This is a genomic window from Lysinibacillus sphaericus (genome assembly GCF_002982115.1).
Taxonomy (GTDB): Bacteria; Bacillota; Bacilli; order Bacillales_A; family Planococcaceae; genus Lysinibacillus; species Lysinibacillus sphaericus.
On sequence record NZ_CP019980.1, the window covers coordinates 2,288,427 to 2,303,646 of the forward strand.

14 protein-coding genes are annotated in these 15,220 nt (G+C 35.9%); 8 read left to right on the forward strand and 6 right to left on the reverse strand.

The window, feature by feature from the left end:
- Positions 1–105: 105 nt before the first annotated feature.
- The 4 genes from LS41612_RS11665 to LS41612_RS23775 all read right to left on the reverse strand — a co-directional run bounded on the left by LS41612_RS11665 (position 106) and on the right by LS41612_RS23775 (position 2,825).
- Positions 106–1,287 carry a M20 metallopeptidase family protein gene (locus LS41612_RS11665; protein ID WP_024361617.1) on the reverse strand — a complete coding sequence of 394 codons (1,182 nt, stop codon included), beginning with the start codon at positions 1,285–1,287 and terminating at the stop codon, positions 106–108.
- 498 nt (positions 1,288–1,785) lie between these two features.
- Entirely contained in the window at positions 1,786–1,986 is a 201-nt protein-coding gene (locus LS41612_RS11675; protein ID WP_024361619.1) for a hypothetical protein, read from the reverse strand.
- 157 nt (positions 1,987–2,143) lie between these two features.
- Complete coding sequence (locus LS41612_RS11680; RefSeq protein ID WP_024361620.1) at positions 2,144–2,437, reverse strand: hypothetical protein; 294 nt, start codon at positions 2,435–2,437, stop codon at positions 2,144–2,146.
- A 148-nt stretch (positions 2,438–2,585) separates the two neighbouring features.
- Complete coding sequence (locus tag LS41612_RS23775) at positions 2,586–2,825, reverse strand: DUF3953 domain-containing protein (RefSeq protein ID WP_307723617.1); 240 nt, start codon at positions 2,823–2,825, stop codon at positions 2,586–2,588.
- Positions 2,826–3,363: 538 nt separating this feature from the next.
- On the opposite strand from LS41612_RS23775, the gene LS41612_RS11690 reads away from it, so the two are divergent.
- From LS41612_RS11690 to LS41612_RS11720, 7 genes are all read left to right on the forward strand, one after another.
- Complete coding sequence (locus tag LS41612_RS11690) at positions 3,364–4,104, forward strand: N-acetylmuramoyl-L-alanine amidase (protein WP_024361622.1); 741 nt, start codon at positions 3,364–3,366, stop codon at positions 4,102–4,104.
- Positions 4,105–4,468: 364 nt separating this feature from the next.
- A complete protein-coding gene (locus LS41612_RS11695; protein WP_024361623.1) occupies positions 4,469–5,986 on the forward strand; it encodes a lmo1851 family serine protease in 1,518 nt (505 codons plus the stop codon).
- A 68-nt stretch (positions 5,987–6,054) separates the two neighbouring features.
- Complete coding sequence (locus tag LS41612_RS11700) at positions 6,055–6,957, forward strand: CobW family GTP-binding protein (RefSeq protein ID WP_024361624.1); 903 nt, start codon at positions 6,055–6,057, stop codon at positions 6,955–6,957.
- 394 nt (positions 6,958–7,351) lie between these two features.
- The gene (locus LS41612_RS11705; protein WP_024361625.1) at positions 7,352–8,023 is read left to right on the forward strand and encodes a YkwD family sporulation-associated protein; all 672 of its coding nucleotides are present in this window, start codon (positions 7,352–7,354) and stop codon (positions 8,021–8,023) included.
- A 190-nt stretch (positions 8,024–8,213) separates the two neighbouring features.
- Positions 8,214–9,647: a spore germination protein gene (locus LS41612_RS11710; RefSeq protein WP_024361626.1), complete on the forward strand. Its 1,434-nt coding sequence runs from the start codon at positions 8,214–8,216 to the stop codon at positions 9,645–9,647.
- Entirely contained in the window at positions 9,644–10,681 is a 1,038-nt protein-coding gene (locus LS41612_RS11715; protein WP_024361627.1) for a GerAB/ArcD/ProY family transporter, read from the forward strand. Before LS41612_RS11710 ends, LS41612_RS11715 begins: the two co-directional genes overlap by 4 nt.
- On the forward strand, positions 10,663–11,742 hold the full coding sequence (locus tag LS41612_RS11720) for a Ger(x)C family spore germination protein (RefSeq protein ID WP_024361628.1): 1,080 nt from the start codon (positions 10,663–10,665) through the stop codon (positions 11,740–11,742). The genes LS41612_RS11715 and LS41612_RS11720 overlap by 19 nt, the downstream gene beginning before the upstream one ends.
- A gap of 78 nt (positions 11,743–11,820) precedes the next feature.
- Here the strand turns inward: LS41612_RS11720 and LS41612_RS11725 are convergent, their stop codons facing one another.
- Entirely contained in the window at positions 11,821–13,167 is a 1,347-nt protein-coding gene (locus LS41612_RS11725; RefSeq protein WP_024361629.1) for an MATE family efflux transporter, read from the reverse strand.
- Positions 13,168–13,339: 172 nt separating this feature from the next.
- On the opposite strand from LS41612_RS11725, the gene murG reads away from it, so the two are divergent.
- Complete coding sequence (gene murG, locus LS41612_RS11730) at positions 13,340–14,416, forward strand: undecaprenyldiphospho-muramoylpentapeptide beta-N-acetylglucosaminyltransferase (protein WP_024361630.1); 1,077 nt, start codon at positions 13,340–13,342, stop codon at positions 14,414–14,416.
- Positions 14,417–14,469: 53 nt separating this feature from the next.
- Here the strand turns inward: murG and LS41612_RS11735 are convergent, their stop codons facing one another.
- Complete coding sequence (locus LS41612_RS11735) at positions 14,470–15,018, reverse strand: GNAT family N-acetyltransferase (RefSeq protein ID WP_024361631.1); 549 nt, start codon at positions 15,016–15,018, stop codon at positions 14,470–14,472.
- Positions 15,019–15,220 lie beyond the last annotated feature (202 nt).

Sequence of the window (15,220 nt, forward strand, 5' to 3'; positions counted from 1 at the left end):
TCGGATTTGTCCCTTTTTGCATTTAGCATTTTCCGCTTACATTTTTCCCCTCTGCAAACGAAAAAACGGATTTGAAAATTTAATTCTTCAAATCCGTTTCATTTTTTATTCGACTTTACCGTAATAATCAACAATTTTTAAAAATATTGTCGCGATATTTAACAATGCCCGTTCATCAAAATCAAATTTCGGATGGTGGTGAGGGAATTGTGTAGTTGCCTGTTCATTCGCAGAGCCGACGTGAATAAAGTTTCCAGGTACATGTTGTAAGTAATAGGCGAAGTCTTCCGCGCCTAATACGGGCGTTTTCATATCAAACGCTTCTGCTGTAAAGTGCTCTTTTATTAATTGTTCCACTACTACAGATTCTTCTTCTGTATTAATTAACACTGGATAGCCTTTTAAATAATCGATTTCATAGTCTACATAATTTGAAACTTTTAAGCCTTCTAAAATAGCGAAAATCTCTTTTTCAATCTGGTCACGTACATTTTGATTTAATGTACGAACAGTACCTTCTAATGTAGCAGTATCTGCAATAACATTAAATGCATTTCCTGCGTGTAAACTACCAACAGTGACAACTGCAGCCTCAGTTGGATTTACTCGGCGGCTAACAATTTGCTGGAAGTTTTGAATAAGCTGAGTCGCTGCGATGATTGAGTCCTTCGTTGTATGTGGATAGGCTCCATGTCCACCTTTCCCGAATAATTTAATCGTAAATGCGTCAACAGAGGCCATAATTGGACCAGCGGCAGTTGAAAGTTTTCCTAAAGGTAAGTCCGACGCTAAATGAGCGCCAAATACATAATCCACACCATCAAGTGCGCCATCCTCTATCATAAATTTTGCGCCACCTGGTGGTTTTTCTTCCGCAGGTTGGAAAATTAAACGAATAGAGCCCTTTAATTGCTCTTTATTTTGTTGCACGATTTTAGCGAATGCAAGTAGTGCAGCGGTGTGTCCATCATGTCCACATGCGTGCATAACGCCAGGTACAGTGGATTTATAGGGCACGTCCTTTTCATCATTGATTGGAAGAGCATCGAAATCGGCACGGAACGCGATTGTTTTTCCTGGTAATGCGCCATCAATGCTAGCGACGATTCCTTTTTTACCAACTCGTTCGCGGAATGAGATACCATATGCTTTTAAAGTCTCGGCAATAAAAATGGCTGTATTGTCTTCTTCAAATGATAATTCAGGATGCATATGCATATAACGACGATTTGCTACAATTTCATCGAAAAGTGTATGTAATTGTGCTACTTGATTTTGAAAATTCACCAGATCACCTCTAACTAATATATGAAGTTGATAATACGGTTATTAAACCAAGTTGTCAAGTATGATATAAAGATTTAACCTGGGAAACTGGGAGTGACAGGCACGGAAAAAATTCTGAAAATTAAATGCATTTATCTGGTGTGTGTAAATGACCATTAGTGCTATCCTTTTGAGTTATTTATTGCTTTCCCATTTTTGCGAAGTTTTTAAGATATAAAATACCAACAATCATCATGAAAAAGCCAAAACCTTTATAAGTCATTGTTTTCATTGTTTCATTATAGACGGTTATATTTATGAAAATAGACCCAATAAATATTATCAATATTCCAATAATAAAGTTCAGCATTTTCAAAATCATTTATATGCCTCCAATGTCCTTTACATTAGATAGATAGTACGGTATTTTAATCTGTCGAAGTTTTGTCGTTGAATCAGCATAGATGTAACATGTATAGGAGTTAAATGTTGTTTATTGTAAAGAGGAACAAAAGCGAGTCAATCATTACCCTTGCTATAGACAATACTGTAGGAAATATTCAGTTTATGCCAAACCCAAGATTCAAAAATTTTATCTAATTCTCTTTTTATTTTTTCGTCGTTCATTTCTACGCTAAGACCTAATTGTTCAAACGTAAATGTTTCTTGTATTCTGTCATTATACTTCGTATCAACCGAAAAAGTCACAGTTTGGCTCAATTGACTTATCCCCCCCATACTTATTTAAGTGAATTGAATGGTGTATATAGCATCTATCAATACGTATCACTATTCTACTGTTTTGATGCTTAAACAAAAGGACTTAGCCGATTACACTTAATGTAAATGGCATAAGTCCTAATTCGTAGAATCATAATTAAAGTGTTTCGCTCTTTAAACTTGCATCCTGACTAATTTGCTTCTTCTGAATACATACAATAACAAAGGCTTGTACCGTCATTGCTATGATGATGAATAATAAATGGGTATTTTGATAAAACCATTGTGACATAAAATAAAATATAGGTGCCGATGCTAAATAGGAAATATATTTGTTTTTCGTGGTGAAGAAAATAATTGTGGAAATGCAAGTAGTAACTAAAATAAGTTCTAATAACAAACCAATAGAACTACTATCTAAATAATATTGTAAATCGTTTAGATAAGCCATACCAATTTCACCTCCTTTGCTAGCAATTATTTTCAAATAATTGTAACACAGCACCGTTTTTATTGGTAGTTAATGGTTAAAAACAGGAGGCTAATGAAAACGACTTCATATTATATAGTGACAATATCTTTTTATAAAAAAACGATTATCAAAGTAAAGTAAAACTTTGAATAGCTACAAAAAAAGAAAAAAGACATATGAAGATTAATAACCAACCTGTAAATTTCTTTTGGTGTTGAAATTCTTGTATACCCATTATTAACATCATTAAGCCTAAAAATAGTATCATATATGCTTGAAACTTATAGTCTTTTGTAATGAAGCCATACAATGCCAAACATATGCCCACTATTGAAAATAATATACGTAATATTTTTAACAATGTCATTCCCTCCAAATCATTTCTATTTCACTTTTTCAAACTTTAGCTAAATCTATTAGTGTGATTTTACGTGATAGTGTCCATATGATGGCATTGGACTTTACGTTTCCCCATGTCAGATAGACCAAGTCTCCACTTTGTCCTCCTCCAATCCATTTTGTTGTATATACGTTATGTAAATGGTTTTAAATATTTCACGCGTCTCCACTAATACTAATATAAGTTTTTTGAATTGGATTGCCAATGTGGATGCTGTCCTTGTCCTTTGCATTCTTTGGCAACCGAAAATTAAATCTACTATTCGAAGCTTTCTCCACAATCTACTAATATTCTTATTGAAGCACGTAATCACTACAATTAGCATAACGAAAGTCTTGTAGTTTTGTAAATGAGAGTATATAAAAACACAAACAAAATGAGTGCGAACACATACTATAAAAGAAAGCACGATAGTCTATACACTCTATTTAAGGAAAGTAACACTACAATAAATACGTCATTTTAGAAAGCGAAAACGAATCTACTTTTGGAAGGGGGGAATCGCGTGGTATCAATACGTCAAAAATTAGTCGCTGCGACTCAAGCTGCAAAAATTACAAATGGCAAAAACAATGCAAAAAAATATATTGTTGTTCATGAAACAGACAATACAAGCGTTGGTGCAGATGCAGATGCCCATGCTCGACTCCAAATAAACGGTAATAGTAGAAATGCTAGTTGGCATTGGCAAGTCGATGATCAAGAGGCCATACAATCTTTTGAACATTATTGGGAATGCTGGGGAGCTGGAACGTATATAGGCAATACACAAGGCATTCAAGTTGAAATATGTGTTAATAGCGATGGAGATTATAATAAGGCAGTAAAAAATGCGGCGAGTTTAATAGCAAAAATAATGAATGATGAAAATATAGCTATCGAAAATGTCGTGCAACACCATTATTTTAGTGGCAAAAACTGTCCTAGAAATATGCGTGCAGGGAAAATCTCATGGACTAATTTTTTGCAAATGGTAACAAGCAATGATACGCCAAAGCCCGAAAAACCACCTACCGAGTTATCGAAGTATCGAATTATTACAGGAACATATAGTACACGAAACGCAGCAATAAGTGTGTTAGATGTGATGAGAAAACGTTTTGGCTGGGTTGCTTATATTGAGCAGGAGGGGTCTAAGTTTCGAGTGAAAACAGGGACTTTTACAGGCATTAGTGCTGCTAAAAGTGCAGAAAATAAAATAAAGGCTGCTAAATTAGCGCAACTGACATACATTATCGATGCATAATGGCTCATCAGCTAATTATTTGAGTATTTTAGTTGACTGCTTTTAGGAAATGAGTAAAATAGAAAGGCAGTACTATTATATACTTGAAACTTAGCAGCTAAGGGCAGTGCCTCAGAAGGTATCTGAGGCACATTTTCATGGAAAATTGTAAAATAGGAAGTTTTTTAGACCATTGTGCTATTAATAGCAAGCGTATGGAATCTAAAAAAGTAGCTTATTAATGTACAATTTTATGAAGTTAGTAGGGGGGACAAGAGCTGTCATGAAATTTTGACACTCTTTTTCTTTTCGTCTCCTCTATAACCTGTTAAGATGGTAATAGTGTGACAACAAGTTAGTGTATATGAGAGTGGTGACAATCAAGATGGATGAACAGAAAAAAGATGGTTTGGAACAACAGCAAGAGCAAATACAACAAGTAGAGGTAAAACCTGCAGGCCAATTTATTCAGATGAAGCCGTTTAAGTTTATTATGCTGATGTTCTTTACAATCTTAATTACCGCGGGCTTAACCATTTTTGCGTTAACTTTCGGTGAAAAGAAAGTGGTAGAAGTAAAAGTCCCAATTGAACGTGCGGAATTTACAAAACTATACGAAGCATTTGATATGCTTAAAGGCAAGTATTACAAAGATATCGATGATGAAAAAGTAGTGGATGGCGCCATTAACGGCATGTTTGATGCATTAGGAGATCCTTATTCTGATTTTATGGTAAGGGATGAAGCAGAAAAATTTAACTCGGGATTATCTTCAAGCTTCCAGGGTATCGGTGCTGAAATTCAAGAACGTAATGGTTTTATTACTGTTGTGTCACCTATTAAAAATTCACCCGCTGAAAAAGCAGGGTTATTACCAAAAGATATTATTTTAACAGTAGATGGTAAAAGCATTCAAGGTTTTAGCGCTTCAGAAGCAGTAGCACTTATTCGTGGCGAAAAGGGTACACCTGTAAAGCTTACAGTGAAACGTGGCGAAAATGCTGAACCTATTCAAATGACGATTATTCGCGATGAAATTCCTGTTGAAACGGTTTATGGTGAAATGCTAGATGGAGATATTGCACATATCCAAATTACATCATTTAATGAAGAAACAGCAAAAGAGCTAGAGAAAATACTTGTTGAGTACGAAGGAAAAGGCATGAAAGGGATTGTCCTTGATTTACGCCAAAATCCAGGTGGATACTTAGATGCTGCGGTTGAAATTTCAAATTTATTTGTACCAGAAGGTAAAGCGATTGTACAAGTGCAGCAAAAAGACGAGGAGCCAGTTATTACAAAAGCTGTCGCAGGGAAAAAATATAATGTACCTGTAACCGTTCTAGTGGATAATGGCAGTGCATCGGCATCGGAAATTTTAGCAGGTGCTTTAAAAGAATCTGTAGGTGCTAAAATTGTTGGTGAAACATCGTTCGGTAAAGGAACTGTACAAAATGTTACACCTTTAAAGGATGGTTCTAATTTAAAATTCACAACTGGTAAATGGTTAACACCAAATGGTAACTGGATTAATGAAAAAGGCATTGAACCGGATGTAAAAGTAGCGTATCCAGCTTATGCTTCTTTACCAATTTTAGACCCGACGATTGAAATGAAAGAGGGCTTGCAGTCAGACTCTGTCAAAGTGGCTGAAGAAATGTTAGAAGTGCTAGGTTATGAACCTGGAAAAGCTGACGGTATCTTTGACCAATATACAGAACGAGCTGTGAAAAAATTGCAAGCTGATAATAAGCTTGAAGAAACAGGCATTATAACGAACGAAACAACTTACGCATTGATGGATGCGTTACGTGAAAAAATGAAATCAGAAGATCCGCAACTGTTAAAAGCAAAAGAGCTTGTCTCTGGTGTAAAAGAACAAACAGAGGGAACAACAAACTAACACTGTAGCTGTCGCAGAAGTCGTCTCGTACGGCAATGCGACAGCTTTTTCTTTAGGAGGAATGAATTGTGAAGGATGTATATTTATTTAGTGGATTTCTTGGAAGTGGTAAGACATCTATGTTGACTGATGTTATACGACAACTAAAAGAAAAAGGGTTAAAGCCGGCTGTAATTATGAATGAACTTGGCAAGCTGCCATTTGATTCTCAAGCTGTAGAAGAGGACGTGCCGCTCAAAGAGATGCTAGAAGGCTGTATTTGTTGTTCAGGAGCTGAAAAAACAGAGGCTCAAATTCAGTCTCTTCTATTAGATAGTGAATTTGACGTTCTAATTATTGAAACAACTGGAGCGGCTCACCCTGTAGAAGCATTGGATGCTGTCTATTCCCCTATCTTTGCTGAGCAGTTAAATGTCAAGGGGATTGTTACAGTTGCGGACTCGAAGCTTTGGTTACATCGTGATACATTAACACCGCAAGTGCGTACATTGTTTATGGAACAAATTCGTCACGCGCATTTATTACTAGCCAATAAAACCGATTTATTAACAGAGGCGGAGCAAGCGCAAGTCGTTTATGAGCTACAAGGTTTTAATCCCCAGGCATTTATTTTGCAAACAACAAATGGGCGTGTACCGTACCATTTACTAGAAAATTTATCTGCCACTGTTAAAATCGATAAGCAACATATTGTGAAAGCCCCGATAGCCTCCATGCATTTAGGCTCTCGTTTAGTTGAATTTGAAGGTGTTCACTTTACACAAGAGCAAATTGAAGAGTGGGTACGTGGTTTACCAGATACGGTGTACCGAATGAAAGGCTACGTTCCAATAGAAGGCGTTAAAAATCCAATGCTGTTTCAGTATGCCTATGGAATGGTACAATGGTTGCCAGAATTCATTAAAATGCCTGCAAAGCTTGTTTTAATAGGTGAAAACATTGGTCATGTTCATGTCATAGGTATTGATTAAATAATTAGTGTACCATGCTTTACTTTAGATAATAAACTTCATCTGCCCGTGTTCTTTCTGAAGATTTAAGTCATTCAGTGGAGCCGAGCAGATTTTTTTATAGGCATAGCCAAAAAATGATTTTGCTCACTTTTTATTTTCGACAGGCAATTTTAGTGATTGGCCAGTGTGCTATTCTATTAAAATCGTAGTCAAAATACGAACAAAAATTGAATACTGTCAACCCTATTTAAAACGTAAGTATTTCATAGGTTGGTGAAACTTGCTAAAAAATATAACAAAAAAACCCCTGTTTAACGGAAACTACTTTTCTATTGGACATGCTAGCAGATGTTGGGAAGATTTTTTATAGAATCATACTTTACGATAGGTTGCAGATAGGAGGAATTGCAAAATGAAAAAAACACTTACTGCAATTTGTGCAACATTTCTTTTAGCAGCTCCAATTCAATTGGCTTCTGCTGCTTCTAATACTACAGAAGGGAACACAGCAAATCAGACAACGAACTGTAAAGTTTACTATTATAATAATTGGTCAAATCACAAGTGGGTTGTAACTAAACCAAATACAACTGCACCGTCAAAAGATACGCAAACAAATCAACAAACAAATAAACCAACAAATCAACAAAATACGACAACGACAACACCACCAACTACATCTAATCCGACTACAACAACATCGGATGTGAATGCTTTTGAACAAGAGGTAGTGAAATTAACGAATGCTGAGCGTACGAAAGCAGGATTAAAGGCTCTACAAACAGATGATAAACTGATGGCTGCAGCACGAGAAAAATCTCAAGACATGCAATCAAAGAAATATTTTTCACATACGAGCCCAACATTTGGTTCACCATTTGATCGTATGAAAGCGCTAGGCATCACTTATAAGAGTGCGGGTGAAAATATCGCCCAAGGTCAACGTTCTCCACAAGAAGTTGTACAAGCTTGGATGGATTCACCGGGTCACCGTGCCAATATTTTAAATGCTAATTATACACATATTGGTGTAGGGTATGTGAAGTCAGGTAACTACTGGACGCAACAGTTTATCCAAAAGTAATATTGTGAAAATTTAATAGAAACAACGTATCTAAATAGGATGTCCAATAAGTCTTCAAGGCTTATTTGGATGTCTTTTTATTTTTTAAGGTAAAAAAATTACAAACAATGAAGAAAACAGGATAATCCAAAGGCATTGCCGTTTGAAATAAGCCATTTTTGCCTATACTTCCAAGTATAGGAGGCGTTTTATGAATAAAGTGGAATTAATGATGAAAAGCTTACAAAAAGCATTTAATCAATCATCCGATTTTACAGTAAGACAAGTAGACTGGCGAGAAGGAACGTCTGCTATTTTATGCTTTTATTCCTCGCTTGTAGATGCAAAAGAAGCGCAAAAATTACTCGATACAATTTATGCACGTTTAGATACAAACAAGCCGTTCTGGAGTGAAACGATAATGACGACTCTGAAGCCATTTTCGTTACCACAAGCCATCGAACATATTTGTAATGGTGAAACGCTAATCATTATTCCTGATACAGGTGAAATGCTTTCACTTACGATTGTCAATCAAGTACACCGCAATCCTGATGAGCCGAATAATGAACATGTTCTGCGCGGATCACATGAAGGATTAGTAGAAAGCGTTGAAACCAATTTAGCCTTATTACGCAAACGAATTCATAATCCTTCGCTGGTCGTAAAATCCTTTTCAATTGGCAAAGAGACAAATACAAAAGCTTATTATCTTTACATTGACGGAGTCATTAAAGCAGAAACGTTAGCTGAAATTGAAAAGCGTATCGATGGCATTAACATAGATTATTTTTATAGTGTTGGTCAACTAAGTGATGAGTTAGAAGATTCCGTATGGTCGCCTTTTCCTCAATTGCTTAATACGGAGCGTCCTGACCGGGTTGTTGCTAATTTAGTTGAAGGTAAAGTGGTGTTGATAACGAATATCTCTCCAACAGCATTGATTGCACCTGTTACGTTTTTTTCTTTTTATCAATCGCCTGACGATTATAATGGTCGAGTATTGGTAGGCTCTTTTTATCGCATGGTGCGGTTATTTTCATTTTTTGCTGCTGTTTTTTTGCCGGCATTTTACATTGCAATTATCAGTTTTCATTTTGAAGTATTGCCATTAGAGTTGAGTAATCAGGTGAAAAATGATGTGAATGAAATCCCTTATCGGCCATTAATAGAGGCGCTAATATTAGAAATTATTATGGAGCTTATACGGGAATCTAGTATTCGATTGCCTCAATCAGTGGGGCAGACCATAGGGATTGTCGGAGGATTAGTTATAGGTGATGCCATTGTAAGTGCTGGATTAGTGTCGAACTTAATGGTAATTGTCGTCGCTTTAACTGCAATTTCTAGCTATGTTGTACCGTCAGTAGAGCTTAACACCTCTATCCGTATATTACGATTTCCATTTATGGTACTAGCCTCACTATTTGGCTTTTTCGGCATAGTTATTGGTGTAGTGGTATTGTTAATTCACCTTATTAATTTAAGCTCTTTAAAACAGCCATACTTTGCTCCAATTGTGCCGTTCCAACCAAAAGAAATCTATAAAGTGTTTGTGCGAGGACCGTTCTTTAAACCTACTGTCCAAGTGACATCTTTTAGTTCACCGAAAGATGACAGTGTAAAGAATGGTGATACACCTTGAATTTTTCGTTATCCAAAGGGCAATTTTTTTTACTAATGTTTTTCATTGAAACAGGGATTATTTATATTTCCTTTCAGACGCCTTTAATAAGCGAAAGTAAAAATAAGGCCTGGGTGCTATTTATCGTAGCAACCACATTACATTATTTAGTATTACTATTTTTTGAGCGGTATTATCGATATTTTTACTTGAATACATTTTTTCAATGGGTGTATAAGGTGTATTGGTTTTTAATGATAGCGACATTTTTAGCCTATATGGTGTATGTTTTAGCATCATGGGTTTTGCCTCAAACGCCCGAGTGGATAATCATCGTTTTCATTGTAGCACTGTCGTTATACGGTAATGTAAGTCGACCAGAAACCGTTATTAATATTGGTGTTATGTTTATTCCGCTTATATTTATTTTTATCATTTTTTTAATGCTTGCGGTTCCAGATCTTACATGGACAAACTTATTACCGCTCGAATTTAATAATTATAAGGAAATAATTCAAGGCATTATTCATAGTGTTTTTGCATTTATGGGAGCGGAAATGTATCTGATTTATCGTCCTTTTTTACAAAAGGAATTGACTTTAAAAAGCAAGCAAATATTGATGTATCAGCTCATCATTTTTGTCTTTTATTTGATTTCCGTTATGTTTTCCCAAATGTTTTTTACTATCGAGGAGATTAAGTTAGTGCCAGAGCCAATTATCTATATTTTAAAATCTCAAGAAGTTACATTTGTAAAGCGACTAGATATTTTCTTTGTATATATTTGGTTATCCTGGTCCATCATCACAGTATTAATTTTTAATTTAACGATAAGGGTCGTCCATTTTGGAATAGGTAAGAAAGGAACTAAAAAGACAACCGTTTTTTATCATCTATTGCTTGCGATTGTGCCAATTTTTTTAGTTAAGTTTAAGGTGATTGAATTAATGAAAAATTCCTTCCATTATATAATATTAATTTTCACTTTTCTCTTACCGATTCTCATCATTTTATGGAATAAATGGAGGGGGAAAACGTGTATCGAAAAGCAATAATCGTTCTGTCAGTTGTACTACTTGCGGGTTGTTGGGACGAACGCTTATATAAAAATTCATCAGTCGTATCCCTTGCTGGTATAGAAGGGACAATGGGCGAATATAAAGGATATTATGCTTATCCGAAAACAATTAATAAGCAAAGTCAGATTATGTTAATTGAAGCAAAAGGTATTTCTCCACGTGATGTACGAAATAATGCCGATTTGAAGGTTGAACAAACACTTGACTTGTCTGAACTTTCAACATTGCTTATTTCAATTGAAACGGTAAAAGAACCTTTATATGACCTATTAGATATTTATTTTCGTGATCCTCAAAATCCAATTTCTATTAAAGTGGCATTGACTGAGGGGAGTGTAAAACCTTTTGTTGAGTTAACAAAAGAAGTAACGGATAATGCAGGAGGTTATTATCAACGCTTTATTGAAAGTACAGAAAAAAATACAATTTACCCTAAACTGAATTTACAAATGATCGGATCGACATTGTTTGATAATGCCAAAGATATTGCCATCCCTTATATTAAAATGGATGAAGAAGAACATAGCGCGGAAGCTGCAGGAGTGGCATTGTTTTCTGGGCAAGTGTTTACTGGGAAAATTTTGGATCCTAAGCAATCCTTTTATATGCTTTTATTAATGGATAAAGCGAGTCAACATGCACGTATACAATATATGCTCAAGCTCAATAACGAGGATGTACCTGTCACTGGGGAGGTAATCCATTTAAAAAGAAAATGGATCATCAATGAAGAAATGAAAAAAATAACAATGGATTTTAAAATTGACGTAGAAATAGAAGAGTTTTCAAAAGATCATTTGTATAAAGAGGAGACGTTTAAAACGATAGAGGAGATGTTCCAACAAAGAATACAAGCTGATTTTGAGGAAGTAATAAAAATACTGCAAGAACAGAAGTCCGACACGTTAGGGATAGGACGTTATATTCGCGCCTATCATCCCAAATTCTTCGAGGAAGACTGGCGCGAGCAATTTGCTTCACTTACGATTGAACCAAAAGTGAAAGTAACGATTATTCGTACAGGCATACTCCGTTAATAAGGAGCTTGCATCTATTGTTTAACTAACAAAACGCAAAAATGTTGATGTTGAATCACCATTTTTGCGCTTTTTTCATTATAGGGCAAATTTTCTTTGTACGCGTAATAAACGGATTAATAAGGTAATAGCGCCTGCAGATAGACCAGCTACAAGCCCTAACCAATAACCAACTGGACCCAAATCAGTATAGTTAGCTAGTACATAACCTGTAGGCAATCCAATAATCCAATACGAGATAATAGCCATGATAAATGTGATGGTCACATCCTTGTATCCTCGTAATGCGCCTTGCACAGGTGCTTGAATAGAATCAGATAGTTGGAAAATGGCAGCATACACTAAAAAGACTTGCGCATTTTTTAAAACTAGCTCATCGCTTGAATACATTGTAGCGATTTGTTCGCGAAGTAAGTAGAGAATGCAAGCTGAGAAAAAACTAAATAGTATTGCTGTACCTACACATAAATAGCTATAGATTTTTGCATCACGTAAACGTCCCGCACCAATTTCAAAACCTACTAAAATCGTTACACCCATTGAAATACTTAGAGGAACCATATATAACAACGACGTAAAGTTAATGGCGATTTGATGGGCAGCGATGATTTCTGTGCTAAAGCTACTCATCATCATTGTGACGGCAGAAAAAATACTCGTTTCCGCAAATAAGGAAATACCGATTGGCACACCAATAACTAAGATTTCTTTCCAGCTAAGCCATTGTAACTTTGGCCATTCACGGAAAATAGTAAAGTGTTCAAAAGGCACGCGTTTAGCAATAATCCAAACCGTAATAAAGAAAATTAGCCAATACGTAATGGCTGTTGCAACACCTGCACCAACACCACCAAGCTCAGGTGCACCGAACTTTCCGAAAATGAAAATATAATTTAAGAAAATATTAATAGGTGTTCCTAGCAGTGTAATAATCATGGTTACTCGTGTTTGACCTAACGCATCGATAAAACAACGTAGAACAAAAAATAAAAAGAGTGGAATAAGACCAGCGCACATTGCATGAATATAAGATTTAGCAATGTTATGTACAGCGGCGTCTAATTGCATATTTCCCAGTATCCAATCGAGCCCGATAAATAATATGATAAAAATACATGCAGAAAGTACAAGTGCGACATATAAGCCTTGCTGCACTGCTTGTTTTGCTAATTGTTCTTTCTTTGCGCCAACAAGCTGGGAGACAATCGGTGTTATTGCTAATAATATACCTGAAAGCCCAGTATAGATAGGCATCCAAATGGACGACCCAATGGAGACTCCTGCCAAATCAGAAGTACCGTAGCGGCTAGACATTAAAATGTCGAAAAAAGAAATGAGATAAATGGCTACTTGGGTAATTAGAATAGGTACAATGATTTTTAAAATGAGTGAATACTTTTGCTTTAACGTTGTCGTTTTATACATAGTGAGTAACTTCCTTTTATAAGCATGATGAATTAGTATAGCATATAGTAAACATCATATGATGAAAAATTAAAGCTTCATCTATATCTTTTCTTTCGCATATAGTAAAATAAAAGACTGTAAACAAAAGTGGCGTTTGCTACAATGGCTTTTAAGGAATAGGAGAATTTACGTGAAACAACAAACAATCATTTTAACCGGTGGTGGGACAGCAGGCCATGTATCACTTAATCAAGCGATATTACCTTCTTTACTTGAACTAGGTTACGATGTCCACTATATTGGTTCAGAGCAAGGTATTGAAAAAGAATTAATTGGCGAGGCATTTCCTGACGTCCCGTTCTATGGGATTGCTAGCGGGAAATTGCGTCGTTATTTCTCTATGAAAAACTTTACGGATCCTTTTAAAGTACTTGCTGGCATTATGCAAGCATTTCGCATTATAAAGAAAGTAAAGCCAGAGGTTATTTTTTCAAAAGGTGGTTTTGTCTCTGTACCTGTCGTGATGGCAGCAAAAGTGGCAGGCGTACCGGTTGTCATACATGAATCCGATGTAACGCCCGGATTAGCTAATAAAATTGCACTTCCATTTGCTTCGCATATCTTCACTATTTTTGAAGAGACGCTTCAGCACTTGCCAAAGGAAAAGGCTACTTGTACAGGTTCCATTATTCGTCAAGAATTATTTAATGGGAATAAAGCAAAAGGCCTTGCTTTCTGTGGCTTTACGGCGTCAAAACCTGTTCTTTTAGTGATGGGGGGAAGTCTTGGTTCGGTTGTGTTAAATGATGCATTACGCCATAATTTACCTGAACTACTTCAAACATTTCAAGTAATACATCTATGTGGAAAAGGAAATAAAGACGACAGCTTAGAGTCAATGAAAGGCTATAAACAGTTTGACTATGTTACGACGGAATTACCGGATTTACTGCATGCAGCAGATTTTGTTGTTTCTCGTGCAGGGTCTAACTCTATATTTGAATTTTTAGCCCTGCATAAGCCAATGCTATTAATTCCTCTATCTGCACAAAAAAGTCGTGGCGATCAAATTTTAAATGCAAAGTTATTTAAAAAGCAAGGGTACGCTGAAGTTTTACAGGAGGAAGAACTAACAAAAGAAACATTTATGAAATCAGTTTATACGTTAACAGCGCGTAAATCAGAAATCATACCAGCAATGGAAAAGACGCAAAGACCTAAAACGCCAAACGAAATGGCGAGGTTAATATTGCAATATAAAAAATAAAAAGCTATGTGTACTGTTATAATAAACAGTGCACATAGCTTTTTTGTTGGTTATTACATTGCTTGTTCTTCGCCTTCTTGCGTTTGATTGGCAGTTGTTAGATAGAACAAGTCACGTGGTATTTTATATAGATTAAATTGTGCTTCTCCGCTGTTAACTTGTGCTAGTAATGTTGGGTGACTATCATTTGCACTTACAACATAAGGCAACTTTAAAGCGGCACGCTGTGATTTACTATTTTCTACTCGTATACGGAGGAAAACCGTATGGAAATTATAATCAAAAAATAATTCATTTAAGAAGAGCATTTTTGCTTTTTGGTTGTAACCTTGCCCTTGATAGGGGAGTCCTATCCACGTTCCGAGGAAGCCAGCACCGTCTTCCACATCATGAATGCTAATGGTGCCAATCGGTTGACCCCAATCATCAGTTATTGTCCTGGAGATAGCGAGCCCTCTCGCTTCTTCTTCGATTAGTTGCTTGGTCATAAACCAGTATTCGTCCGCAGATTGTGCCTTTTGGCGAACGAAGGGAAAAACAGATGGATGCGATAATAGCTCATAAAGCTCTGTACATTCATGTAGGTCTCGATGTTTAAGCATACGAAACGCCTCCTTTGCAAGGGTAGTTAAAACAATTCCGTTAAAGCATAAAGAATAAAACTAAAATTCGTACTGGAATTAAAAACCCAAAGAACTAGACGTTATAACTATGAAATCCATAATCTCCCGCTGTCTTACTGATTTTGCGACCATACCGAAAAATGGCTAGTTTTATTAATATAATATAACAAGTCTACTGCTT